The sequence below is a fragment of the Paenibacillus spongiae genome (assembly GCF_024734895.1).
Classification (GTDB): domain Bacteria; phylum Bacillota; class Bacilli; order Paenibacillales; family Paenibacillaceae; genus Paenibacillus_Z; species Paenibacillus_Z spongiae.
The window spans coordinates 4,926,147-4,951,409 of the sequence record NZ_CP091430.1 but is presented as its reverse complement, the minus strand read 5'-3'; the positions used below and the strand labels follow the sequence as shown (position 1 = coordinate 4,951,409).

The window sequence follows — 25,263 nt, the reverse complement described above, 5'->3', positions numbered from 1 at the left end:
GGGAGACGTGAAGGTTTGACCCTGCGGGAGGAGAGGCCAATCGAAGGAGCATTACACGGTGTATGGAGGGAATGAAATGGGAGCTGAGCTGCTCATTCAACTACTCATCCTCGTCGTAATGATCATCGAGCTGGCAGGAAAGTCCGACAAGTCATAACGGAGTAATGGAGTACAGAGAAAACCGGAAGGTACCGCCGATATAAGCGGCCCTTCCGGTTTTTCTTGTTGTTTTGGCGCTCCGCCTGAGGACCGAAGATTCACAACGAATTCATAATGAACGAACTAAAATATATCCAAGCATTGACGGAAGGGGGTAAGACAGCAGCGAGAGTGCTTTTTAAATGAAAATATGTTCATTGGAGGAATGAATGATGAAACGCTATCGTAAAAGGTTCAACCTGCTCAGTGCCGCATGTGCGGTTATGCTCATGGTTGCAGTCTTAACGGCTTGCAGCGGGGGAAACGGCCAGACAAACGGCGATCCGGGGACTTCTAAGGAAACCGACACCAAGGAGACAGGAAACAATTCAGGCACGAATGAAGCGACAGAACAACAGTCTAATCAATCGGACAAGTCCATGCAGGGCGAGGTAAACGTGATTTCGGGATGGGGAGGCGGCATAACCGACAAATTCAATAAAATGATGGTTGAATTCAACAAAGTGTATCCCAATATTAAGGTGAACTACATGGAACAGGGCACTGGCGAGCTGGCTGCCTTAATATCCGCCGGCAATACCCCGGACATCATTATCGCCGATGGCGGTCGTTTTCCGCGCGACTGGGTCAAGGATAACCTGATCGAGGATCTGACACCTTATATCGAGTCGGATCCGGACGTTAATCCCGACATGTTTTACGAACCGGCGTATAAAAGAGGTACCGATCCCGATGGGAAAGTATGGCAGCTGCCGTTCCTGGTCGATCCGAATTTTCCTATTCTCTATAACCGCGAGGTGCTGGAGCAATACGGAAATACTGAAATTCCGGAAATGCATTCCCTTCAGGAGCTTGGAGATTTTCTGAAAAGCTATTGGATCGTCGAGAACGGCGAACAGGTCATGACCACTTTCTCGCCGTTTGAAGTTTACGGCAACTTCAACAGCCTGTTGACGTTCGCCTATTTAAACGGCGCGGATTCATCAAGCTTTTACAATCAGGCGGCCAACACGGTTACGTTCAACGATCCGAAGATTGTCGAAGCGCTCGAATGGATGATACAGTTCAAACGAGAAAATATCGATGATGAACGGATGAATAAATTAAACGCATCACTGCCGGAGAATACAGCCCGCTTTGCTGCGGGAAAGTCGCTTCTTCAGCCAAACGTTATCGTACATGTGCAGGAGAATTTACAGCTGAATCCGGATCTGCAGCTTACGCCGATGCCGGCGGAGTCCTTGTGGATCGGCGGACATGGTCTTTCATTGACGACGCTCGGCAAGAAAGAAAACAAAGACGCAGCCTGGACGCTGTTGAAGTGGATCAGCTCAAGCAAGGATGGAGCCGAAGCGAATTTGAAAATCTTCGGGAATATTTCAGGAATCAAGGATAACCCTTATTTTCTGGAGCAAACCGCAACCGACCCCGTCATGAAAATCGCCTATGACGTGCTTCAACAGGCCGCTAAGCTTCCTCCGTTCATTCCGGTGCAATACGAAGGCGAATTCGACCAGAAGTTTGGCGAGGTGGCGGCAGGTACGCTCGAGCCAAAAGCTTTTTTGGATCATATGACGAAATTTACGCAAGCGCTGTTGGATGAACTGAAGAAGTAATGGTGTATCCGGCCAACTTTGTACATCGATAGGGTCGATAGCTTTATCTTTGCGTGAGATCCATAAGGTCGCCAGAAGTTACTGGTCGACCTCCTTTTTGTGTGCGTTGTGCAATGCCTGTATGCCTCTTCTAGCGATCCGTCATAAAACAATGCCGCATTACATCTGGCCACGATTAAACGCAGCCCGGGTACTGGCGTCCTCTAACGAGCAGATGCGGATTTCGCGCGCCGGCCGAGTTCGGCTGCTTCGCTTTCGCGCTCGCATAATGCAGCACATACGCCCGTCTTTGCCGGTTCGCCGTCAAGTTATCTCCCGAACGATGCAGCATTGTGCCAGGAAAGAAGACGGCAGAACCCTTCTTCAGCCGACAAGCGATTTCGGCCTTCCCCCTCGCAGCATGTACTTCCTGAAAATATTTTCGCTGGCGCTCGTCGGCCGGCACTTCGTGCGGAAGAATGGGCTCGCGATGGCTACCTGGGATGACATGAAGGCAGCCGTTTTGTTCGTCTACGTCGTCGAGCGCAATCCATACGCCCGTCAGCGTGTTCGGTTCCGTTTTGATATAGTACGAATCCTGATGGTACGGCTGGCCGACTCCGAGGTTATGCGGCTTGTCGATATACATGCTTTGCAGGCATTTGATATCGGCTCCGAGGAGATCGTTCAGGGTATTGGCAATGCTGTCATGCATCGCATAGTAACGGAAAATCGCGTCGGTCATATGCATCTGGTGACCAAGTTTGAATAAATAGGCCGGATCGGGCTTTTCGTTTGATACGAGCCCTTTATTGACCGCTTCAGGTTCCATATAGATGCCGTTCATTTCTCCCAGCGGAATTTTGCCGGTAATCATGTCAACGGCGTTCGCGTTAAGCTCATCGCATTCGTCGGCCGTAAGTATCTGCTCGACGATTAAATATCCCTGCTCTCTGTACTGATCGATCTGGGAGTCCGTCAATTTAACCGATCCTTTGGAACTAATAGCCATAGGTACCGCCTCCATGTTTGCTGGAATGTAATGTCCATGATCCAATTATCAAGGAAACGGGGGAAAGCGACAATGGAGGAAACCGCAGAGGAAGTGGACGGATTTGATCCGCTAAATCGTAAAAAAGGAAATTATATCGTACCGAGGGAGCTTAATAAGAAGGCGGCATAAATAAGCTCCCGCCGCGAGAGGGCGAGAGCATAGGTAAGATTATGAAGGGCTGGAGCATCGCATTCGCCGTGAGTGGCTATATTTAAAGAGCGCCGCACTCGCGAGCGATCTCCATTGCCCTTTCGCCGTTTTCTTCTTGGACGATCGCAGTCAGAATGATATCTACGCCAGAGACCATGTTGCCCGGTCCTCCGGAACTATAACCGCTCGCACTTGGGCTTGTAGCAGCCAAAATACCTGAATCCCTATCAAAATTTCCGCCTAGCGTCAAAGAACCAAGACTCGGTATATCTCCTGTAAGCGGATTGTTAGGATTGTAACCTTCACCAGGGTAACCATCGAATCGGTCAATTCCTGACTCGATCACCTCAAATTCGTTTTTCATTTTCTCAAGAGCCTTGTTAGCTTGATCTGGAGAGTTGAAATATACAATTATCGGTTTTTCTGGCATTAACGATTCTCCTTTGCAGTCGTTCTATATACAATAATAGTTTGCACGAATTTATTAATCCATATCCACGATATTAGCTAACGATACTTATCGGGTAGCTGCACGGCGTTCACCGTTTGAAGAGCGTTACGATCAGGGAGATGAAGCTGAGTGCCAGCGCGGCAATGTTCAGATTCTGAGCTTCATATCCTCAGCCCTTTCGTGTTACTCAGAATGGATTGAATACGTAAAAGAGCAGGCGGGTTAGCCCCGCCTGCTCTTTTCTTTGCATTATGGCTTGAATCTTGTTCATTGAATGAGGATGATACATGGAACCTCAATCCATTTTATGCGTATTTCAAAGGTGAAGTTGATTCATTAGTCTAATCGTGTGTAAAAAAAGTATAAAAAAATTCAAAACATATCGTTTCCAGCTGCTTGCTGAACATTTGGCGAAATTAAAAAATCCCCGAAACCCAATGATATCAAGGCTTCCGAGATTTATTGTTCTCATCATATTGAACTGATCGTGACCTAATGGCGTCCCAGGAGGGATTCGAACCCCCGACCGTACGCTTAGAAGGCGTATGCTCTATCCAACTGAGCTACTGGGACACGACAAACGTTATTATAGCATGGTATATTTTATGAATGCAAGAGTTTTTTTATTTATTTTTTCAACGATTGACCGGCGGTTTATTTGACTTTTGAACATTGGTCAAATAAAATCTTATTATACTCGAATATTGGTCAAATCTAGTTAAAAAGAGATAGGGAGTGGAAGAGTGAAAGGTATTATTCGGTTTTCTTTGAATAACAAGTTTGCGATTTGGATCATGACGCTCATCGTAATAGCCGGAGGTCTTTATTCCGGTCTTAACATGAAGCAAGAAACGATTCCAAACATTAACGTGCCGGTTCTGATGGTAAACACCGTATTTGTCGGTGCAGCACCAGAAGAAGTCGCGGATAATGTCTCCATACCGCTGGAAACGCGAATCACGAACTTAAACGGGGTTACAGCGGTCAGCTCGACTTCGAGCGAGAATGTCTCCTCGATTATCGTTGAGTATGACTATTCGAAGGATTTGAAGGAAGCGGAGACTGAGCTTCGCGAAGTTTTGGATGGCTATCAGAAGCCTGAAGGAGCACAGAATCCGCAAATATCTAAATTCAGCATGAACGATTTTCCAGTCATCTCACTCAGTGTCTCGGCCAAGGATATGTCGCTTGAGGAAGTTACCAAGCTTGTCGAGAACGAATTTAAGCCGGAACTTGAAGGTATTGACGGCATAGGATCGGTCGCGATTTCAGGTCAGAATGTGAAAGAAGTCTCGCTAACCTTCAAGAAAGACAAGATGGCGGAGCTTGGCCTCTCGGAAGAAACGGTCAAAGGCATTGTACAAGCCTCCGCCATCAAAGCGCCGCTGGGTCTGTTTGAACTCGACAGCTCAGAGAAGACGATTGTAGTGGATGGAAATGTAACGACGCTTGAACAGCTGAATAATGTGGCTATTCCTGTCATTCCTTCATCGCCTGGCGGTGCTGGAGCAGCTGGCGGAGCAGGCGGCGCCGGTATGCAGGCGCCTCAAGCGCCGCAAGCACCGGCTGCGGGCGCAGGAGCTGGTACCGGAGCAGGAGCAGGTGCAATGGGGATTCCGACGGTCAAGCTTTCCGATATTGCCGATGTGAAGCTGATCGATAAGGCGGAGTCGATTTCGCGTACGAACGGTATGCTGTCGATCGGTATCAATGCTACCAAGGCTTCCGATGCCAATACCGTTGAAGTGGTCAATGGAGTCAAAGATGCGGCCGATAAGTTCATGAGCGATCATGAAGGCGTAAGTACGGTCGTCCTGTTGGACCAAGGCAAGCCAATCGAAGACTCGGTTAGTACAATGGTCGATAAAGCGCTGTTCGGCGCATTGTTTGCCGTAATCGTCATTCTGTTCTTCTTGCGCAATTTCCGAACGACGATTATTTCGGTCGTGTCCATTCCGCTCTCTCTCGTTATCGCACTGCTTATATTGAAGCAGATGGATATTACGCTCAATATTATGACTCTTGGAGCGATGACCGTAGCAATCGGGCGGGTTGTGGACGACTCCATTGTCGTCATTGAGAACAACTATAGACGGATGGCAATGCGCTCCGAGAAATTAAGAGGCAAGGAACTCATTATCGATGCGACTCGGGAGATGTTCATTCCCATTCTGTCTTCGACATTAGTAACCATTGCCGTATTCCTCCCGCTTGGTACCGTCAGCGGACCGATCGGCGAAATGTTCATGCCTTTCGCGCTTACGATGGTATTCGCGCTTCTGGCGTCGCTTCTGGTTGCCATTACAGTCGTGCCGATGATGACGCATATGATGTTCCGCAAAGGGCTTAAAGCAACCCAGACGCATGACGAGAAGCCGGGAAGACTGGGCATTTTCTACCGCAAAGTATTAAACTGGTCGTTGAATCATAAGCTGATCACATTCGCATCGGCGGTCATCATTCTAATCGGCAGCTGCTTCTTGACACCGCTTGTCGGCGTCAGCTTCCTGCCGGAAGAAGAAGAGAAGTACGCGATGGTCACTTACGCGCCAGGCCCAGGCAAACTGATATCGGATGTGGAACAAACCGCGCTTGAAGCGGAGAAGCTTATTATGAAGCGTGAAGGGATGACAAACCTCCAATATTCGGTCGGCGGCGAAAACCCGATGAGCTTCGGTCCAAACAAGAGTGCATTGTTCTATATCCAGTACGAGAATGACATGAAGAACTTTTCCGCTGAGAAGGACAAGCTTGTCGAGGAGCTTACGAAGCTGGAGCCGACAGGCAAATGGAGCCAAATGGACATGAGCGGCGGAATGGGCGGAAGCAAGCTGAGCCTGTTCGTATACGGAGACAGCTACGATGACATTAAACCGGTTGTCGCCGACATTCAAAGCTTGATGGAGAAGAACGCCTCGCTCGAGAAAGTCGATACCTCGCTTTCCAAAACGTATGAACAGTATACGCTGGTTGCCGATCAAGAGAAGCTTAGCAAGCTAGGCTTGACTGCCGGTCAGGTCGCGATGAAGCTTAGCCCGGTTCGCGAGCGTCCGGTTCTCACCGAGGTCGAAGTGGATGGCAAGCAGTATAAAGTATATGTCGAAGTCGATCAAAAGCAGTACAAAACCATTGCGGACATCGAGAATGAGACGATTACATCGCCGCTTGGCGTTTCGGTCGCGCTTAAAGATGTTGTGAAGGTTGAGAAGGGTACCTCGGCCAATACGGTAACCCGTAAAGACGGCAAGCTTTATGTCGAGGTTTCCGCTAACGTCAAGGATAAGAACGTAGGCAAGGTCTCGGCCGATTTGCAGGCAGCAGTCGATAAACTTGAGAAGCCGGCAACGGTCAAGGTTGATTTCGGCGGCGTAACCGAGCAAATCAATGAAACATTCACGCAGCTTGGACTTGCTATGGCAGCTGCGGTTGCGATCGTCTACCTGCTGCTCGTAATTACGTTTGGCGGAGCAATAACGCCGTTTGCCATTCTGTTCTCCTTGCCGTTCACGATTATCGGGGCGCTGGTAGGGCTGTATCTGGCCGGCGAGACGATCAGCGCAACGGCAATGATGGGCATGCTCATGTTGATCGGTATCGTTGTCACGAATGCGATCGTACTGCTTGACCGCGTATTGAACATGGAGAAGGCCGGTATGAGCACCAGAGAAGCGCTTATTGAAGCGGCTGGAACGCGTCTTAGACCGATTCTTATGACGGCACTTGCAACGATCGGCGCACTGCTTCCGCTTGTTCTCGGTTTCGAAGGCGGCAGCGGCGGATTGATTTCAAAAGGACTTGGCGTAACGGTAATCGGCGGGCTGGCAAGTTCGACTCTGCTGACCTTGCTCATCGTACCGATCGTATACGAATTCTTGGTCAAATTCCGCAGAAAAACCGCTGACGAATAAGAAGAAGGCGGTGAATACGCTTGGAAGGAAAAAAACAGCAAATCATTCAAGCCGCAATCAAGTGCTTTTCAGAAAAAGGCTTTCGGGGCACTTCGATTCAGGATATAGCGGACTCGATCGGGATTGCGAAAGGATCGCTATACTTTTATTTCAAGTCCAAAGATGATCTTCTCTTGTCGATCATCAAATATTGGTTGAAAAACATTAATGACGATTTTCAAGAGCTTATAGAACGGGACGATCTGTCATCGGATGATTTGCTCCGCGAGCATGTCATTTTGAGCTATCGCATCTATGACAAACACAGCAGCTTCTTCTCGATCATGATGCAGGAGAGATTTGAAGTAAATGCCGAGCTGCATGAATTGATCGTAGGCGCACGCAGGCAGGGGCTCTATTACACCTATCAGCTCATCGTGCGGGTATACGGAGAGTCTGTAAGGCCGTATGCCTGCGATGCGGCGGTAATCTTTCAAGCCATCATGGACGGCTACTTGAGCCTTGTCGTCATGGGCATCCAAACCTTCGACAACGAGAAGCTGGCCAGTTATGTGCGGGATCGGACCCATGTGCTGATCACTCAGCTGATTCAATCGAAAGCGGATATCGTCCTGGGTGACGAAACGCTGGAACAATGGAGCGCGTCCGTCTTGGCCGGTCAAGGCGGGAAGACGGGGATCCTTCTGGAAATCGACGCCTTGAAGAAGACAGCGGATCAAGCCGGTCTGCAAGAAGATGATCTGGAGGAGATTCAATCGACGCTGGAGGTGCTCGCTGCCGAATTCGATAAAGCGGAGCCTCAACCTGTCGTGATCAAAGGCATGGTGGCTTTGCTGAAGTCTGTACCTTCGGCGAAGATTAAGAAGCAGGTGCTGCACCTGGAGAGTCAAATATTGGAGCTGCTATAAGCATAACGCCCGCTGTCCACGTTTATCGTGGGGCGGGCGTTTTTTTGTACGGATCATATACGGTTAACATTAATAGCATCTGCACGGATATGATCCTCGACAATCTTTTTTGTTCATTCGAGGCAGGTGGTGGTTAAAAAGATATTTTATGCGGTAAAGTAGAAATGAATCATTCATGCTGCAGTTGAAGCCAAGCGGATTGGAATGACAACAAAAAAAGCCTCGATCATCGAGGCTTCTGCAGGCTTTATGGTTATGGGAATTTCAGGAAATCATTATGGAGCGGGTGAAGGGAATCGAACCCTCGCCTCAAGCTTGGGAATTTTGATTAATATGGTTTTGCTATATGGTTAAACAGGGGAAAGGCCCGTAGAATCAAGCCTTTTTCCTTTTGCCTGGAGGTCTAAGAAGTGTGTTATTGGGGTCGATTGTAGAATCTTGGCCCCAATTAGGCCCCAATGGCCCCAAGTTCGTTGGATTGAATTTTTCTAAACGATCAGCAACCCCGCGGCTAGCTTTCTTCGTTACGTGTGCATAGAAGTCGGCCGTTGTTTCGTGTCTGGCATGCCGCAGCCGCTCTTGTATCAATTTCAGATCAACGCCATCTTCAAGGAGAAGTGTCGCAGCTGTATGGCGAAGGTCATGTAATCGGACCGGCCTCAGATTATTGTTCTTCAGAAACTTTCTCCAGGTTCCAGTCGGCGTATCATGGTAATATGGGCGACCATATCCAGAGTGAAATACGTAGGACTTATTTCCACCTTGCCAATCTTCATCTTCAATCATCTCGCGCTCTTCATCCCACTCGGCTTGATATTGCCGTAACATGCCCATATACCAATAAGGCATTGTAACCCATTCCTCTGTATCTTCTTTCGTTCCTTTGACCGCTGCTTCGCCTCCCTCTGTCCATGATATGCTTTGACGTATCATGAGCGCATTACGTTCAAAGTCAACATCTGGCCACTCGAGTGCTAGGAGCTCACCGCGGCGGAATCCACCCATCATGGCACCGAGGAAATAAAGCATCCACAGTTTGGGCAGATTAAGTAATGCTTGGATTGCAAGTATTGCTTCTTCTTCGCCGTACACATCCTTTTTCTTCTTCATAACTTTTGGAGGTGATACAGCATCGACGGGATTCTCTGGAATGACTCGCCATTCTTTGGCCGAATTCATGACAGCATGAAGTACCTTGAAAATAAATAATTGCGAACTTTCGGAAAGAGGGCTGTTCTTTCCATCGAGACGCGCCTCAGGCGTGCTTAGATAATCTTTGAAAGAGACAACATGCATGGGTTTGATTTTATCAATCATCATGTGTCCAAATCGCGGAACTATATGCGTTTCTAACCGTGATATGTAATTAACCAGTGTTCGTGGTGAGTATTCTTTCTTCGCATGCTTATCAAGCCACAACTCGACGAATCTAACAAACTGCATCTTCTCCGGCGCTATGTATTCGCCTGCTTCAACCTCAATCCTAAATTTTGCAAGTTCAAGATCGAGATAATCTTCGAGACGCCGCGCCGATCGGAGGATCGAAGGGTCATCCACTGTAATGGTTTTTCGCCGGCGAATACGTTCACCATTAGCATCCGTTCCTGCCTCCACAGTAAGCCTCCATGAATTCTTACCTCGCTTTTCTTTCGTAGCCATCAAAACCACTCCTCTTGTAGTTTGCTTCTTTGGATCGTGGATCCAATGTCGCTAAAAAGCATCTCTTCCAGGTCCTTGATCTTGATTGAAAGGCGTTCAATATCAGTATGGGTATGTCCAAGTTTCACAAAATCGATAGTATTCTCCATGTACTCTTTCAATAAGGGCATGTTAATACCAATACAGCCAGTTTTGTCGTCATCCATAACCACATAAACTTGTTTCGGAACAACGATGACGATCTGATCCGAAGACAGTTCGTCATAGACGGAATCTTCGAATGGAGCCTTGATTTCGATAAAGAGAGTCTTTTCCCAATTAACTGAGCCAGTATCTAAAATTATGTATTGAGGCATATCTCGCCTATAAAAGCCGTCGTACTTATACAGGATGGATAGCGGTTGGTCGTATTCCTGATAATTCGATGATTGATTATCGAGGTCATCGATTTCAGTTCGATAGGAGAGTGATCTATAACTCGAAAACAAGACGCTCATATTTCGATCGTAAGACGCTTGTGATATGCGTCGGTATATCTGTTCGATTCGACTATTCACGAACGTTAGAGGCAGCCTGAAAGCCTCAGAGAGACGTTTTATATATAAAGAGTCATTAGAAAATCCTTCGAACTCATAAAGCATATACCAAGGCATGCTTGCGTAGAGTTGAAAACTCGCCGCTTGTGCTTCTTGGAGATCCCGAAGAGCTTGGCTCATATGCTGACTATCCTGACGGCCTGCGTGACGAAGAGGGTGACACAACTCATGGAAAAATGCTTTTCGAAGCTTCTTCTCTGTCTGGAAGCTGTTTAGAAAAATCAAGGCATATTCACCATCTAACCATTCAGTAAATGTTGGTCCATCGTATGTTCGGACATGTATGCCAAATATAGTTGCTATTCGATCAATATCCATATCTGTTGAAGATAAGATGCCATTCATACGATACTGCTTAGCGATCCACAGCTCAATTTCATTTGGCTTATAAAGGTCTAAAGTAAAACTGCTCATGTTGAACATTCTCCTTAAATACAAACATATGTTCTGTTTTATGGTTAAAAATAATAGCCCAATGGAAGGGCCACTATTTTTTATTATCTTGCTGGTTTCTTACTTTTCGTAGGGCCTCAACAGCAGCCCTTGCTGCTGCTCGGGCAACTTCAAGTTCTTCCTCAGTATAGTTGTCCGCTCCTCCGAAAAAAGCCCTACCGAAACCTGCTTCATCCTTTTCAATCTTTTTTTGATCTTCACTTTGCGTAACGAGTAACTCATCGGATCTTCCGAGCAATCGGTCGACAGAGGTACTAAACAGGGTGGCCAATTTATCAAGAGTTTCTGCATTTGGCTCATATATATCAGCTTCCCATTTAGAAACCGTTGTATGATCAACATCAAGTTTTGTGGAAAGGTCTTTCTGAGTAAGTTTTGCATCTCGTCTGAGCTTCTTAATTCTTTTTCCTAGGGACAAGATAAGCGCTCCCTTAAATAATTTGATAATACATCAAACTCAGAATACCATTGCAATCTTTAACGGGAAAGTAATTTGAGTAAATAGCAAATTTGTGTTGACAAGTTGATATTACATCAAATAATATAGTCGTAAGTTGATTAAACATCAAGTTTGGGTGGTGAGAAAAATGCTTGTTAATTATGAAAAGCTTAGAAAAATGCGGATTGATAAAAAAATTCCACTCCATGAAATGGCACAAGCCCTCGGCCTCCGAACCCCAGGTGGATATTCTCGAATTGAGACAGGTGAGAACGAATTAAAGGCAAAACATCTACCTGCAATTGCAGAGAAATTCGGAGTTAACCTAAATGAGTTGAATGATGTTATTTTTTTTCAAGCAAAATTTGAGCAAAGCTCAAAATTATTACAAATTGATTCTGCTTAATAACAGAAAGGAGTTATTTCAAATGCAAAGCACCCAGGACCAATCCGAACTAATCCGTGCAATCGTGTTAGAGGAATTAGCAAAACGACCAGCCATCAAGCGTGCGACAGTTGATGCAAAGGAAGCTGCTGAATACCTCGGTATCAGCCATGATACCTTGATGAATGATGTCCGAGCCGGGAAGGTTCCTCATATTAAGCTTCGCGGAAGGTATGTTTTCCGGCTGTCGACACTGGATGAATTTATGGACGAATTGGAACGGTCTAGTCTCCGGGAAAATTTAGATCAAATTAAAGAAACGGTTGAGGTCTTTAAACCGACGGAATTAAGGCATCGTGTTTGGCGAGCAAAATAAGAACTCGTCAGGCAGATTAATTCCCAAATGTCGGCATAGCGAACAGATATTAATTTGTTGCTTCATCCATAACCCTCCAAGGAGCTGATCAAAATGAATAACTATCAAGAGCTGGTGCTTGTACCCTTCGACGAAGATGGGACACATCTCGAACCCGATTACGATACTGCTGAATGGGTTGTCGAATTTAATGACATTCCAAATCCATAAAAATAGATCCCGACACTGTATTCGCATGATGTCGGGACGAGCTCAATAACGTTGGGGAACGGTATGACTTTATTTTATAACATCGGATTCTCCCTGAAATTCCAATTTGGACTTATTCCAATTCGGAATAATGAAGGGGGTGAACGTCACTATGACCGCTGGAATGCTATTAAAAACTGTTCGTGAGAAAGCCGGGATCAGCCAAGAGAAACTGGCTCGGCTTCTCCATCGAACTCAGTCATGTATAAGCAAAATCGAGCAAGACAAAAAAACACTTGATGTCACAACGTTTGTGAACTGGACGAAGATCACGAACGCGTCAGAAGCAGGAATTGCTTTTTTGTATGGGATTGACCCAGCAACCATTATGCAATCAGTATTACAAGTCACTGGTGCAGCTTAATAAAACGTGAGGTGAGAAACATGGAACTTACATATGATTTTCGTGCAGCTCGGCAGCGGATCATGGATTTGACGGATCATTATCGACGCTTGAAGCACACTCAGCAGCCAGTAGGAAATTGGGATCGGATTTTATGGATGGAAATCGAAGCTATCGAAACGGAAATCGCAGAGGCAAAAAGAAAAATGACCGCCGGCCAGGGCGATCATTTCGAGGTAAAGCTAAATATTCAACTAACTCCAGTATATATGTCAGAGCAAGTATGCGCAAGATCGGAGGCTTAAAGCAAGCGACAAAGGATTTGCCTTTGTCGTCGGCAGCTCGAACAGATCGGGCTCCCGAGGATGCAGGTAAGTAATTGCATCATGCACTTTGACAGCTACATAGTTTCAAAGTGAAGAAATAATGAACGGCGTCGAGGCGGTGAAGTATGAATTATTTGCGCGAGATGAACGCCTTCTTCGATTGGCTCGAAACAAATCCGTTGGAAGCATCCACACAAACTTTGTGGTTTCACCTTATGGCGACTGCAAATAAGAGTGGATGGCCAGAGTGGTTTACAGTAGCTAATCCCCTGTTACAGGCAAAAGTAGGCGTCACCGAGAACACCCTGACGAAGCACCGTAACTATTTGGTCCAGAAAGGTAGGATCGAATACATAAGCCAGGGCAAGAAAAAAGCCGGAAAGTATCGCCTTATTCCTCTTACCTCAAAAAATGAGGTAAACCGTGAGGAAAAGTATGAGGCAAAGTATGAGGCAAACCATGAGGTAAAAGGTTCAGCATTATTTAAACTAAACGAAACTAAACCAGATAGTGGTGAACCGTCTGAAATTGTGGACCTGAATTTCATGAAGGCGATTAGAGCTCTCGAAAATCTGTTTCCAGGCAGAATCAGTTCAACCGTTGCACAGGAGTTGTCCGGCTTCATGGATGAGGGCATTGAGGTTAGCGTTATTACCCATGCTGTTGATCTCACGAGACAGAAACGCAAGGATATCCGCTATCTATGGGGTATCCTCCAGAATTGCTTAGATCGAGGGATAAGGACACTTACGGCTTTTAAAGAGGCCGAAAGCCAGAAGTTCAACCGAACTGGATCTAGCAATCAAAAGGATCGTGCAGCCTATTTTGAACAGAAAGCGAGGGAAGCCGAGCTTGAAGAAGTCTGAAGTTTATACGCTATTCGCTTACATCAATCGCTATTATTCAAACTTCGGAGGCGACGACGAGAAGGTCGCTTCATGGGCTAAACTGCTGGCAGACATACCGTTTGATATGGCTAGGGATAACCTTGAACAGTATGCGGCATTGACGCCAACGTGGCCGCCTACGATAGCTGATTTGCGAAAAGGGAAAGATCACAGTACCGTATATCATGATCATCTTCGGGCGGATGCAAATCAATTTATCGGCGATCTTAATCATTACCAGCGAACTGCTGTACCGCCGTCCGAGAGTGTAAAAGAAAGGGTGAGGCAGTTTGCAGAACGAAACGCCGCTCGTAGAAATCAATGAGAGCTGGATGCCGCGAAGCATTGAATCGGAGCAGGCAGCGCTAGGATCTGCAATCTTATCGGCTGAAGCGTTGGACAAGCTCCGTGAAACGTTAAGAGGGGATGAGTTTTATTTCGAGCCTCATGCCAGGCTATTCCGTGTAATGGTTCAAATGAGGGATGAAGGTAAGCCGATTGATATCGTTACCCTAACGTCAACGCTGCAAGACCGTGAGGAACTGGACAAGGTCGGCGGTATTAGCTATATGACGAAACTCGGCAATTCTGTACCGACTGCGACGAATGCTTCTCATTATGCCGGGATTGTACTTGACCGCTATTTGCAGCGAGCAGCAATTCTTGAATACAAGGAAAGGCTTATCGAGGCCATGCGTTCAGGTGATGCAAGGTCTATTGTTGCCGGTATGCATGAAACGGGTGCAGGACTGGCCGATCGAGCGGCTGCAGAGCAAACGTTTAAGCGAGTCGGGGATGTTTGCATAAGTAACTTCGAAGAATTAGAGCAGCGGTATCATAATCGTTCCGAGAATGGCGTAACCGGGATACCCTCGGGATTTACTGACCTGGACAAAATGACATCCGGCTTCCAACGAAATGACCTTATTATCGTTGCCGCTCGGCCTTCCGTGGGAAAAACGGCATTTGCTCTTAATATTGCTCAAAACGTTGGCGTAAGGGCCGGTCAGACCGTTGCTATCTTCAGTCTCGAAATGTCAGCCTCACAGCTTGTTAACCGAATGATTTCCGCTGAAGGAAACATAGATGCTAGCCGTATCCGTACCGGTTACATGGAGGGAGGCGATTGGGAAAACGTTACGATGGCGATCGGCAACCTGAATGATGCCAACATATTCATTGACGACACTCCGGCGCTTACTGTCTCTGAGATCCGGAGCAAGTGCCGTGCATTAAAGAAACAAGATGCAGGACTTGGACTTATTCTAATCGATTACCTTCAGTTAATTTCCAGCCGGGAACGCAAAGAGAACAGGCAACAGGAAGTTTCGGAGATATCTCGTACCTTGAAGCAGATCGCTCGGGAGCTTGAAGTTCCGGTAATCGCACTGTCCCAGCTTAGCCGAGGCGTTGAGCAGCGACAGGATAAGCGCCCGATGATGTCCGACCTTCGGGAATCTGGTTCGATCGAGCAGGACGCCGATATCGTTGCATTCCTTTATCGAGATGATTACTACGATAAGGAATCCGAGAAGAAGAACATTATCGAAATCATTATCGCTAAGCAGCGGAATGGTCCAGTGGGAACAGTTGAATTGGCATTCCTCAAGAACTTCAATAAATTCGTTTCACTGGATCGAAGTCATTAAGCCGGTTAGGAGGGAGCGCTTGACACAGTTTGAGAAGAATCATGCATTTATACAAAAAGTCATTAAAAACTGTTCTGTTGAAATCGAGATTGTCGCGCTGACTGAAGACAAACGCTTTGCCGGTATGCATGGTGGCGTATTGAAGGCATTCGTCGTTTCACAATACTGCAATGCTGCTTATACGTGGTGCAGTTCGGCAGGCAGCATAATGGACCGAGGGGTTATCTCGAATCTGTCGGAAGCCTATCGATTCGTCGAAGAAGTGATCGGTGGCCAGCTTGAAATGCAATTCTAGATCAATAGTGACGAAACATAATGAATACGGAAGTACATTAAATCATAGAAAGGAGTGTGATTGTACTGGTAGGCCGGTCGAAGACAGAATTCTTATTGTCGATCTTGATAGCATATCTGTTTGGACTAATTACTGGACATTTGTTCTGGTCATAGAAAAACCCCCGAGGTCGTTGGGGAACGGTATCCGGGGGCACAGTCAAAAACATTCTTCCTCATCCAACTATAACACATAGAGAGGAACGAGGGGAATGTTGGCAATGGCTCTTGATGAACAATTGGAATTGTTTCCAAAAGCAACGAGGCAGGATATTGAAAAAGCTAAGGCGATGCTTTCCCGATATCGTCGAATGAAAATGATTTTAGACGATTTCGAACGGAACCCTCCAGAGACAGTCAAACAAATAGAAGCACAGGAAAGCACGACGCGATATACGCGAATTATAGAACGCGCAGTTAATCAAATTGTTGACTACGACGTAAAGAGTGTTATCGAGTACCGATTTCTAAGAGGAAATTCGCGAGCCGCTACTATTCTTCGCTTCTCTGGCTGGGATTATTGTGACAAGACGATTGACCGTAAAATTCTTGACGGAATTGAATCGGTTGCGAATTCGCTTCTTTATCTCTGAAGATGTTGTTTTTAAAGTCCTAGAATGATCAATATAAATACAGTGGTAGTCTGGGACAAGAAATAAAGTCTTAGACTGCCTCTTACCAAAATTAAGCTATCGTTCTCCGTAAGTTCAATAAATTTCTGAAATCCTTTTACAATTACTTCAACAAAAAAGGATCAAACCGATACTGCGATCTGATCCTTTGAGCTATCGAGTCTCTTTAGTTGAACCTAGGTGTCTAATCATCAACATCAATTAATTGCAAACCATTCTGGTAACGGCATTCCTTTTAGACAATGCTCAAACCATACTAAAACTCTATTTAAATAGTCTCTTTGATACTTTTGATTCCATCCGCTACCATGATCGGCTTTAGTATAACATACTAAATAAGTTTCAATTCCGAGACCCTCTAAACCCAAGAATAGGGTCTTTGCATCGCTATTCCAACGTGGACCGTCCCATTGCCTCTCGTTCCCTGTTTCAATCAACAAGACAGGTGTTTGAAGCGACCCGATATTCTCTAGTGACGATAGTTCTTTATATATTTCAGGTTTGAGCCACATATCCTTTGGATTAGCTTCCCCTAATCGGTTGGGCCGTAAGGCATGAAAAGGAACTCCATAATTACGATCCCAGTGCAGAAAGTCGTGGATGCCACAAATCCCAATCGCTCCCTTAAAACGGTCAGTCTGTGAGACGATCCATGTCGAAAGTCCACCGCCATAACTGAATCCATAAACTCCAATTGCATCGGGATCAGCAATTCCTTGTTCTATCAAATAATCCACACCCGTCATTACATCCTTGAAAGGATTTCTCATAATTTGCTGGTTCCCAAGTTCCTTTTCAAATTCTAAGCCGTATCCGCTGCTCCCCCTAAAATTCGGCATGAACACGGCGTATCCTTGATTGGCGAGGAAAAAAGCCGCACTTTGTCCTCCCGCGCAGTTCAATTCTTTAAAATCCGCAATAATTTTTCCCTCGGGTCCGCCGTGTAAATACACAAGAGTAGGAATTTGATTTCCTGGTTCATATGCAACGGGAAGTACAAGAAGCGACTCAATGCTCCAGCCGTCACTCTCATATTTAATAACCTTCACTTCAGGAATTGGGTAAGTAATGACCTTATCGCTGAAGTGACTTAATTTCTCCTTATTTCCTGTTTCAGATAATTTCCAAATTTCCATAGGTTCGCTTGGACCGCTGTATGGGAAAATTAGGGAGTTTTCTTGGTGCAAACATTTTACCCCGGCAGTGTGCCCATATGAATATACAACCCTTGCATCATCTGTCAACTGCTTCAGTTCTCCTGTGGAAGTTTCTATTGAGAACATATAATTGGATAATCCTCTTTGCGCTGTAAGAAATACATGAGATGCATCGAAACTAAAATCATGGAGTTTTACTTCATATCCTGGAGTTTCTACTTTGCAAAGTTGCTGAAACTTACCGTCATCCAGAAAATTGATCTCAACCGATGAATGCAACACTGAAGCGATATATAAGGTCCGACCTTTCATTTTGACTAGGTCTGCATCTCCCGAATACAAAAGTTTTTGTTCAGATCCAGAAACGAAAACTTCCTTCAGTTCATTATTTTCTTTGACTACTATCGTACCTCCGACATCCCATCCGACTATGTCAATTTCTCCATCCGAATGATGGATCAACTTTCTGTTTTCCCCAGTAATCGTGTCGATAATATACAGCTCGGATCGATATAGAGAAGAAATGTAATCAAAGTATCCCTTATTATCCTGTTTCCTTGTTTTATGAACAATGATATCCGTTGAGGGTTTCTTCTTGCTGTAATCATAATTCAGAGAATGTCTGTCGCCATTTGGCATAAGCGTGTACGCAATCCACTTCCCGTCAGGAGACCAGCAAAGCTTTGTAAATTGAAAAGGATTTTGTGCAGGGGAATGAGTATTAGAAATTTGTCTTTTCCCTGAACCATCTTGATTCATTACCCAAATTTCCGCTTTTCCAGAAATACAAGAAAGATAAGCGATCATGCTTCCATCAGGAGACCAGCGTGGAGCATGGGCATCTTCATCAGAGGACAGAATTTCAGTGTAATCGCCGTTAACAAGATTTAGGAGCCAGGTTGAACGATTACGCCTCCCATAAACATATTCTTCATAAGGCATATCATAATTTCCGAAAACGATCAGAGCTTCACGGTCATCTGGAGAAAGTGACAATTCTTCATAATCAAAGTAGTTAGCGGCTATTACATCGTTTTTTAGCTGTTCACTGATTAATGTATCGTCAGTTACCTTGTTCACCATTATTTACCTCCCATTACATTTTCCATCAACAGGAACATATATTCTCCACCAGTAAAGTATTTCCTCTTTTCAATGAAATTTTTTGAGAAAGGATTGTAACTAATGAGTGCTCACCACACTTGCCCGTCGGAGCTTGTTAGTTGCGCTAAACTGCCCGTTAGTTGAGAAAAAGACAGCCGATCGCCCGGCTACCTTTCTAATTGTTTATTAAGTTCTCATGCCCTTTAGTGGGGAAATTAGGTATCTTTAAAACCAGGAAAATCTTTTAGTTCTGATTAACTGCGAAGGTAAAGGTTTGCTTATACTTTCTTCCCTCTATAGTTTGCCCTTTAATTGCTTTTGGGTTATCCTGCCATGATATAACTATCTCAATATTATTTGCTCTTATAGATACAGGGAGGTTGGAATGCGAAAATGCTTCTACACCTGAAGCAACTTTTCCAATAGCGGTTGAAAATAATCCGAATTTTGTAGGAGATTCCGGATCGTTTCTATAGCCCTCAATAATTACATTGTGAAGTGTTTCTCCAGTATTTTTTATTACTACGCTATACATATTAGCAATACCAGGCTTAGGTTTTGCCATACCCTGTTTGTTAAAAATGGGGTCATCAATCTGAACCGACCATTGTTCAGTTTTTTTAATATATGGATCTGGAATTTTTCGTGATTGAGCTTCTACATTGTTTACTGAACTAACTGATAAGCACAGTATCATGAGAAAAAAACAAGTTATTTTCTGATTCATCTATATCCTCCAGTTCGTTTTCTAAATGTAACCTTAGTATGGAGTGAAAATCGGAATTTATTACAATAAAGTAAATTTAAATGCATATTCATCTATTAAGAAAACTTGCCATCAGCTTAGTGCCACATCATCAGATTATTTTGTTGGGGAATTGTCCAATTCATGTCTCAGTGCGGTCCAATACCTGTCTACATCCGAGGGGTACAGTAGATTCATGGAGCTAACAAGCTCGGGTGAATCCTACTGTACCCTTATCAATCGTAGGACTCGGTCATGCGGTGGGTCATTCGACCTTAGGCACTAGTTGCCAAGCGTGTGAAGATGAGGCGGGGTTCAAAACCCCTTTATTATTTTGCAAGTGGACATGACTTTTTCGTGTCTACTTGCAAAGTAGATAATTTTTTGGGCCGACCATTCGGCTCTTTTTTTATGGAAAGGAGGCAGTGGCCGGATGCGATATTATCGTCGTAAAGCTCAGGATATCGAACAAATTAAGCGGCAGCAGCCGGCCAAGTGCCGCGGCTGCATATGGGGTCGGTGGGAAGCGCCGAAGCAATTTTGTCCAAAAGATAGATGCGTCAAGGAAGAGTGGTTACCTCGAGATGGGGTGATTGTTTGAACACTGTACAGCCAATCCGAGATCAAGAAGTTTTGGCCGACATTAAGAACCATTTAAAACAAACGAATTCAAGAAACTATATTATGTTCCTCATCGGTATCAATACAGGTTTTCGAATAAGCGATATTTTACGGTTAAGGGTACGGGATGTATTAGGGTCCCACATCTCAATTCGCGAGAAGAAAACGCGAAAAGAGAAGCGAGCGCTGATAACGGATGAATTAAAGAGAGCGCTGCAGGAGTTCGTTAAAGGCAAGTCGCCGCATGAGTATCTTATTAAAAGTCGCGAAGGTGTCAATCGTCCGATTAGCCGAGAGATGGCGTACAAAATCATGCGAGACATCGGAGACGAATTCGGATTGTCTGAAATGGGATGCCATACATTGCGGAAGACGTTTGGGTATATTTTTTACAATGTCACAACAAACAAGGACATTGGCCTGTTGATGAATTATTTAAATCACGCCTCCCCGCAGATCACATTACGTTATATTGGCATGGCTCAGGACACGCTGGATACGGCCCTTAAACGTCATCGCGCATAGTCAGTTACACATATGAAGGATAGGTGTAATTCATTTGCATATACCGGTTCTACCCCAGTATTTACAGGGCATTCAAAAGCAGGGTGAGTTTAACACAATGTACGTTATGTGAAATTCAAATCGCACTTTATGTTAACTATTAAGCAGGTGATTTATTTGCAGCTACTTCCCAAAAAGCCATGTAGTAAGGTCGGATGCAGTGAGCTGACAAGGAGTCGGTATTGTGAGGAACATGCCAAGCTTGAGTGGCAGAGATCTGACCGAGAACGTGGATCAGCAGCACAGCGCGGCTATGGTCATCGTTGGCGGCTGGCGCGTGAAAGCTACTTGCGTGAGCATCCACTATGCATTTATTGCATGAAAGAGGTCCGGGTTAACGCTGCGACAGTAATTGACCATATCAAACCGCATAAGGGAAATAAAGTATTGTTCTGGGATAGAAACAACTGGCAACCATTGTGCAAATCACATCATGATAAAAAAACAGCGAGATATGACGGGGGATTTGGAAATGAAAATTGAAAAAATACGTCATGGTGATTTAAAGCCTAATGAATGGAACCCGAACACAATGGAGGATCATATTTTTCATTCTCTTGTGGAAAGCATTCGGAGGTACGGCGTACTGCAGCCTATTTTAGTCCGCAGTGACTTAACAATCATCAAAGGCGAAAAACGTTGGAAGGCCGCGCAAATAGCAGGAATAGAAGAAATGATATGTGTTATTGTTCAATCATCTGAAGAAGAAGCTAAACTGCTAAATATCAGCCTTTCCCACCTTCGGGGGAAGACAGATGAGGAATTACTTGCCTCCCTTGTAACAGAGTTATCACTGCATTTTCATATCGATGATCTATCTAATCATACGGGTTATTCTGTTGATGAGCTAAATAGGATTATTGAGGAATTACCCAACGATATATCAGTTCCCGTGTTGGTCGAGGATGATGGTTTTGATGTTAACAAGGCTCTGGATACCATCCGTGAACCAATTACTAAAAGGGGTGATGTCTGGGCGCTTGGGAGGCACATTCTGATGTGCGGGGACTCAACCTCAATAAATGATGTTCAGCGCCTTTTAGGCAGTAATAAGGCAAGTCTTGTTGTTACTGACCCACCTTACAACGTAGCTTTCGAAAGCGATTCAGCTCGATTGCAGGAGGACGGACGAGGCAGCATTATGAATGATAACATGACAGCCAATGAATTTGACAACTTCCTGTGTATGGTCTTTTCTAATTACGCATCCATAATGGACCCTAAGGCAGCAATATATGTTTTTCACGCATCCTCGTACCAAAGGGCTTTTGAAAACGCGATGAATGCTTTTGGTATACGCGTTAGAACGCAGTGTGTATGGGTTAAGAACGCGTCATCATTTGGTTTTGCTCAGTATAAATTCAAGCATGAGCCTGTGTTTTATGGACACCTGAAAGGAAAATCACCAGCTTGGTACGGTGATCGAAAACAAACAACCATTTGGCGGGCAGGACTTCCGATAGAAGATCCATCACCTGAAACTGTGTGGGAAGTATCGCGCGGTGATGTTAACAAATATGTACACCCGACTCAGAAGCCGCTTGATTTGCTTGCAATACCGATTGGTAACAGCAGCAAAGGAGGGGATATAGTGGTTGATTTGTTTGGTGGCAGTGGTTCTACACTAATGACCTGTGAGCAGATGGGGAGGACTTGTTTCACTATGGAACTTGACCCTATATTCTGCGATGTCATATTAAAACGCTTTAGAGAGTCAACAGGAACAGAACCTAATCTTCTTTCAAGTGATGAGCTCGTAGTATAAAAAAGGAGAGCGCACCAACGCTCTCCCCCGCCCAGGTCTCCCTGGCTAAGATAGTGGATAGCCGTGGCCACGGTTGTTACTGAGCCACTATCTCTATATCCATAATACAGGATAGCCAGAGGTGACCACAATGAAAAAAACTAACGAGATAATCAATGAACTCGATAGAACTAAAACAAAGTATCGATCGATTGTTCAGGCTGGCATTGCAAAGTGGATTAAAGACTTTCAAGAAGGACGGATAAAGATAGCTACAGTCGATGATTTAAAGAAGTTGATCGAAATGGATATTCAAATATTAAAGGACGACATAACTACAAGTAAAAGCCTAGAAGAGCAAGAATTAAGAAAGTCTCGTAGAATGTGAAATCATGAGGGGCCCCCCGGGGGTCGGAAAAATAAAAGCGGCCCCATGTAGACCGCGTGCCCCTCAAATGCAAAAAAAAGTCCCCGTGGTGAAATTGGGTACGGAAGGAGGTTGGAAATGGGAAACCCAGTCGTAAATTTTAATCATATGCGCATCGGTAAAAAAGGCGGCGGTAAGAACTGGACAAAGCAAGAAGTGGAATCCAGGGCGGAAGCTGCTAAAAAGTTTGAACGAAAAAAACGGTTAAAACTCAAAATACCAGATTGGTTGGATGATTCAGCTCGGAAAATCTGGAGAAAAACCGTAAAAGATATGGAAGAGTTCGGCGTGTTGGATAAAGTGGATGAAGATGTGCTTGGCATCTATTGTGATGCAGTGTCAAAGGTGCAAGAAGCTAACCGGCTTATTGATGAACATGGTTACACCGAGATTAACCGGTCCGGGGTAAAGGTCCCGAATGCATACGTCCAAATGTCGCAGCGCTATGCGGGCATAGCCCTTTCTTATTCCAATAAACTAGGACTTAATGCTGAATCAAGGGCAAGGTTGGCTAAGCGTCAAGCTGATGGTGAGGTGGATGAGAATGAAGACCTCTTCAATTAATTTTGAAGGTGTCCATCCGACCAACCAGTACGCGGCTGAAATTGTTTTAGGCATGCGTCTGAGCTGCGAAATGGAGCAGCTTGCGTGTCAACGTCATCTGGACGATCTGCATCGCCAGGCTACGCCAGATTTCCCCTATGTTTTCGATGAGAGTCGTGCCAATCGCGTCTTTGACTGGTTTGAACGCTGCTGCCGTCATGTGCGCGGACCGTTTAGCGGAGAGCTGATCGAGTTATTGCCATTCCAAAAGTTTGACCTGGGTTGCGTCTATGGTTGGGTCCACATGGAATCGGGTAAGCGGCGGTTCCGCAAAGCGTTCCATATGAGAGCACGCGGGAATGTAAAATCAACCGAGATGAGCGGGCTGGCGCTCTATGGCATGATGGGCGACTGTATTTATCCGCCTGGGGATCCATCCAATAAACGGTATGAGGACAGCCCGGAGGTCGAATGTGCTGCCGTCGATAAACAGCAGGCAAAGCGTGTATGGTTGGACGCGGCGAAGATGGGCGAGAATAGTCCAGACATCGGACGGCGGTTGAATATCAAAAAAACCTATGTCGAGCACAAGACGCGCGGAGGTTGGCTCCGGCCACTATCCAAGGATACGAAGAACAAGGACTCCGGAGCGCCATGCCTAGTCATTATTGACGAGTATCATGCTCATCCAACGTCTGAAATCCTTGATGTCTCTTATTCGGGTTTTGGCAAACGGCTGCAATCGCTCATGCAAATTATCAGCACGGCCGGGAAAGATGCGGAGAACAGTCCGTGCAAACGGGAATATGATGTGCTCTGTAAAATGATGCGCGGTGATATTCCGATGAACGAGACGTATTTTTGCATGATACGTGAACTGGAGAAGGACGACGACCCACATGACGAATCGCTATGGCCAAAACCGAATCCAATTTTACAGGAAGACAATGAATATGCCGAAGAGCTGCGGAAGCAAATTCGCGCAGAGCATGATGAGGCGTATAATTCCGGCGATCCAGCCAAGATTCGTGAGTTTTTGACCAAGCGTGTCAACCGCTGGCAATCTGATTCAGAAAATAAATACATGTCCGGGATCATGGATCAATGGAAAGCGCTCGCTGTTTCGCGGGACGCTTTTTTCGATTTGGTGCACGGCTTTGAAGTCTGGAATGGCCTGGATTTGTCCAAGACTACAGACTTAACGGGGCTGGGCTACGTGTTCAGGCTGCCGGATGGCCGCTACGCCGTTACCGCTCACGGGTTTATGCCCGAAGAGAGAGCAACACAGCATGAACACAGTGACAGGGTGCCTTATAAGCAGTGGGCCGGTGAAGGTTGGTGCACACTGACGCCGGGCGCGGTCGTTGATTACAGCTATATCAAGGCTCACATGCAAAAAATGGAGCAGGATGAATTTTGGTTTCCCAAAGAGGTCTGCTATGACCCGTATAACGCGACTCACTTCACACAGCAGCTTGAGGCTGAAGGGTATGAGCGTGTGGAGATCCGGCAGGGTGTGCAGACACTTTCCGAACCAACTAAGTATTTCAGGGAGCTAGTACTTAAAGGATTGATTGTCCATGACGGCAGTCCGCTGCTTACCTGGTGCTTATCCAATGCGATCGAAGTCGTTGACAACAACGGAAATATTAAACTGTCAAAGAAACACAAGGACGATAGCCAGCGCATTGATTTGATTGCTGCCGTAATTAACGCGATGGTCAGGGCGATGGTAGGCGATGGCAGGATTGATCTGAACGCGCACATCATGAACGAAGACTTCTCTTTTTAGGGAGGGGGTGAACA

At 45.5% G+C, this 25,263-nt stretch carries 27 protein-coding genes, 1 tRNA gene and 1 pseudogene; 21 read left to right on the top strand and 8 right to left on the bottom strand.

The window, feature by feature from the left end:
- Positions 1-371: 371 nt before the first annotated feature.
- Positions 372-1,775, top strand: a complete 1,404-nt coding sequence (locus L1F29_RS22535; RefSeq protein ID WP_258384287.1) for an extracellular solute-binding protein — start codon at positions 372-374, stop codon at positions 1,773-1,775.
- A 175-nt stretch (positions 1,776-1,950) separates the two neighbouring features.
- On the opposite strand, the gene L1F29_RS22530 is transcribed toward L1F29_RS22535, so the two are convergent.
- The 3 genes from L1F29_RS22530 to L1F29_RS22520 form a co-directional block, all read right to left on the bottom strand.
- Positions 1,951-2,766: a phytanoyl-CoA dioxygenase family protein gene (locus L1F29_RS22530; protein ID WP_258384286.1), complete on the bottom strand. Its 816-nt coding sequence runs from the start codon at positions 2,764-2,766 to the stop codon at positions 1,951-1,953.
- A gap of 253 nt (positions 2,767-3,019) precedes the next feature.
- Positions 3,020-3,388: a hypothetical protein gene (locus L1F29_RS22525; protein WP_258384285.1), complete on the bottom strand. Its 369-nt coding sequence runs from the start codon at positions 3,386-3,388 to the stop codon at positions 3,020-3,022.
- Positions 3,389-3,905: 517 nt separating this feature from the next.
- Positions 3,906-3,982, bottom strand: a tRNA-Arg gene (locus tag L1F29_RS22520).
- A gap of 170 nt (positions 3,983-4,152) precedes the next feature.
- Between L1F29_RS22520 and L1F29_RS22515 the strand changes: the two genes are divergently transcribed.
- From L1F29_RS22515 to L1F29_RS22505, 3 genes are all read left to right on the top strand, one after another.
- Entirely contained in the window at positions 4,153-7,317 is a 3,165-nt protein-coding gene (locus L1F29_RS22515; RefSeq protein ID WP_258384284.1) for an efflux RND transporter permease subunit, read from the top strand.
- Positions 7,318-7,337: 20 nt separating this feature from the next.
- Positions 7,338-8,225 (top strand): TetR/AcrR family transcriptional regulator, encoded by an 888-nt coding sequence (locus L1F29_RS22510; protein WP_258384283.1) that lies wholly within the window; start codon positions 7,338-7,340, stop codon positions 8,223-8,225.
- A gap of 204 nt (positions 8,226-8,429) precedes the next feature.
- Positions 8,430-8,579, top strand: a complete 150-nt coding sequence (locus L1F29_RS22505) for a hypothetical protein (protein ID WP_258384282.1) — start codon at positions 8,430-8,432, stop codon at positions 8,577-8,579.
- Positions 8,580-8,600: 21 nt separating this feature from the next.
- On the opposite strand, the gene L1F29_RS22500 is transcribed toward L1F29_RS22505, so the two are convergent.
- The 3 genes from L1F29_RS22500 to L1F29_RS22490 form a co-directional block, all read right to left on the bottom strand.
- Positions 8,601-9,884, bottom strand: coding sequence for a tyrosine-type recombinase/integrase (locus L1F29_RS22500; RefSeq protein ID WP_258384281.1), 1,284 nt, complete (start codon positions 9,882-9,884; stop codon positions 8,601-8,603).
- On the bottom strand, positions 9,884-10,894 hold the full coding sequence (locus tag L1F29_RS22495; RefSeq protein WP_258384280.1) for an ImmA/IrrE family metallo-endopeptidase: 1,011 nt from the start codon (positions 10,892-10,894) through the stop codon (positions 9,884-9,886). Before L1F29_RS22495 ends, L1F29_RS22500 begins: the two co-directional genes overlap by 1 nt.
- A 73-nt stretch (positions 10,895-10,967) precedes the next feature.
- Entirely contained in the window at positions 10,968-11,351 is a 384-nt protein-coding gene (locus L1F29_RS22490; RefSeq protein ID WP_258384279.1) for a helix-turn-helix domain-containing protein, read from the bottom strand.
- A gap of 169 nt (positions 11,352-11,520) precedes the next feature.
- On the opposite strand from L1F29_RS22490, the gene L1F29_RS22485 reads away from it, so the two are divergent.
- The 9 genes from L1F29_RS22485 (at position 11,521) to L1F29_RS22445 (ending at position 16,513) form a co-directional block, all read left to right on the top strand.
- Entirely contained in the window at positions 11,521-11,778 is a 258-nt protein-coding gene (locus L1F29_RS22485; RefSeq protein WP_258384278.1) for a helix-turn-helix domain-containing protein, read from the top strand.
- A 22-nt stretch (positions 11,779-11,800) separates the two neighbouring features.
- Entirely contained in the window at positions 11,801-12,133 is a 333-nt protein-coding gene (locus L1F29_RS22480) for a helix-turn-helix domain-containing protein (protein WP_258384277.1), read from the top strand.
- Positions 12,134-12,494: 361 nt separating this feature from the next.
- Complete coding sequence (locus L1F29_RS22475; RefSeq protein ID WP_258384276.1) at positions 12,495-12,746, top strand: helix-turn-helix domain-containing protein; 252 nt, start codon at positions 12,495-12,497, stop codon at positions 12,744-12,746.
- A gap of 20 nt (positions 12,747-12,766) precedes the next feature.
- Positions 12,767-13,030 carry a hypothetical protein gene (locus tag L1F29_RS22470; RefSeq protein ID WP_258384275.1) on the top strand — a complete coding sequence of 88 codons (264 nt, stop codon included), beginning with the start codon at positions 12,767-12,769 and terminating at the stop codon, positions 13,028-13,030.
- A 146-nt stretch (positions 13,031-13,176) separates the two neighbouring features.
- Positions 13,177-13,917: a DnaD domain protein gene (locus L1F29_RS22465; RefSeq protein WP_258384274.1), complete on the top strand. Its 741-nt coding sequence runs from the start codon at positions 13,177-13,179 to the stop codon at positions 13,915-13,917.
- Positions 13,904-14,263, top strand: a complete 360-nt coding sequence (locus L1F29_RS22460; RefSeq protein ID WP_258384273.1) for a replicative helicase loader/inhibitor — start codon at positions 13,904-13,906, stop codon at positions 14,261-14,263. The genes L1F29_RS22465 and L1F29_RS22460 overlap by 14 nt, the downstream gene beginning before the upstream one ends.
- 7 nt (positions 14,264-14,270) lie before the next feature.
- The gene (dnaB, locus tag L1F29_RS22455) at positions 14,271-15,587 is read left to right on the top strand and encodes a replicative DNA helicase (protein WP_258389773.1); all 1,317 of its coding nucleotides are present in this window, start codon (positions 14,271-14,273) and stop codon (positions 15,585-15,587) included.
- Between the two features lie 19 nt (positions 15,588-15,606).
- The gene (locus L1F29_RS22450) at positions 15,607-15,882 is read left to right on the top strand and encodes a hypothetical protein (RefSeq protein ID WP_258384272.1); all 276 of its coding nucleotides are present in this window, start codon (positions 15,607-15,609) and stop codon (positions 15,880-15,882) included.
- 250 nt (positions 15,883-16,132) lie between these two features.
- Positions 16,133-16,513 carry a hypothetical protein gene (locus tag L1F29_RS22445; protein WP_258384271.1) on the top strand — a complete coding sequence of 127 codons (381 nt, stop codon included), beginning with the start codon at positions 16,133-16,135 and terminating at the stop codon, positions 16,511-16,513.
- A gap of 236 nt (positions 16,514-16,749) precedes the next feature.
- Here L1F29_RS22445 and L1F29_RS22440 read toward each other — a convergent pair whose 3' ends face one another.
- Positions 16,750-18,792 (bottom strand): S9 family peptidase, encoded by a 2,043-nt coding sequence (locus tag L1F29_RS22440; protein WP_258384270.1) that lies wholly within the window; start codon positions 18,790-18,792, stop codon positions 16,750-16,752.
- A 265-nt stretch (positions 18,793-19,057) separates the two neighbouring features.
- Entirely contained in the window at positions 19,058-19,540 is a 483-nt protein-coding gene (locus L1F29_RS22435) for a YozF family protein (protein WP_258384269.1), read from the bottom strand.
- Between the two features lie 615 nt (positions 19,541-20,155).
- On the opposite strand from L1F29_RS22435, the gene L1F29_RS22430 reads away from it, so the two are divergent.
- The 8 genes and pseudogenes from L1F29_RS22430 (at position 20,156) to L1F29_RS22405 (ending at position 25,249) form a co-directional block, all read left to right on the top strand.
- A complete protein-coding gene (locus tag L1F29_RS22430) occupies positions 20,156-20,704 on the top strand; it encodes a site-specific integrase (protein ID WP_258384268.1) in 549 nt (182 codons plus the stop codon).
- A gap of 129 nt (positions 20,705-20,833) precedes the next feature.
- A pseudogene (locus L1F29_RS34675) lies at positions 20,834-20,920 on the top strand (hypothetical protein); the annotation flags it as partial.
- Positions 20,921-20,927: 7 nt separating this feature from the next.
- Positions 20,928-21,065 carry a hypothetical protein gene (locus tag L1F29_RS34240; protein ID WP_309252329.1) on the top strand — a complete coding sequence of 46 codons (138 nt, stop codon included), beginning with the start codon at positions 20,928-20,930 and terminating at the stop codon, positions 21,063-21,065.
- The gene (locus L1F29_RS34235; protein ID WP_309252328.1) at positions 21,062-21,226 is read left to right on the top strand and encodes an HNH endonuclease signature motif containing protein; all 165 of its coding nucleotides are present in this window, start codon (positions 21,062-21,064) and stop codon (positions 21,224-21,226) included. The genes L1F29_RS34240 and L1F29_RS34235 overlap by 4 nt, the downstream gene beginning before the upstream one ends.
- Positions 21,216-22,508 carry a DNA modification methylase gene (locus L1F29_RS22420; RefSeq protein WP_258384267.1) on the top strand — a complete coding sequence of 431 codons (1,293 nt, stop codon included), beginning with the start codon at positions 21,216-21,218 and terminating at the stop codon, positions 22,506-22,508. The genes L1F29_RS34235 and L1F29_RS22420 overlap by 11 nt, the downstream gene beginning before the upstream one ends.
- 130 nt (positions 22,509-22,638) lie before the next feature.
- Entirely contained in the window at positions 22,639-22,875 is a 237-nt protein-coding gene (locus L1F29_RS22415; protein WP_258384266.1) for a hypothetical protein, read from the top strand.
- Between the two features lie 117 nt (positions 22,876-22,992).
- Entirely contained in the window at positions 22,993-23,478 is a 486-nt protein-coding gene (locus L1F29_RS22410; RefSeq protein WP_258384265.1) for a phage terminase small subunit P27 family, read from the top strand.
- Positions 23,459-25,249 (top strand): terminase large subunit, encoded by a 1,791-nt coding sequence (locus L1F29_RS22405; protein WP_258384264.1) that lies wholly within the window; start codon positions 23,459-23,461, stop codon positions 25,247-25,249. The genes L1F29_RS22410 and L1F29_RS22405 overlap by 20 nt, the downstream gene beginning before the upstream one ends.
- Positions 25,250-25,263 lie beyond the last annotated feature (14 nt).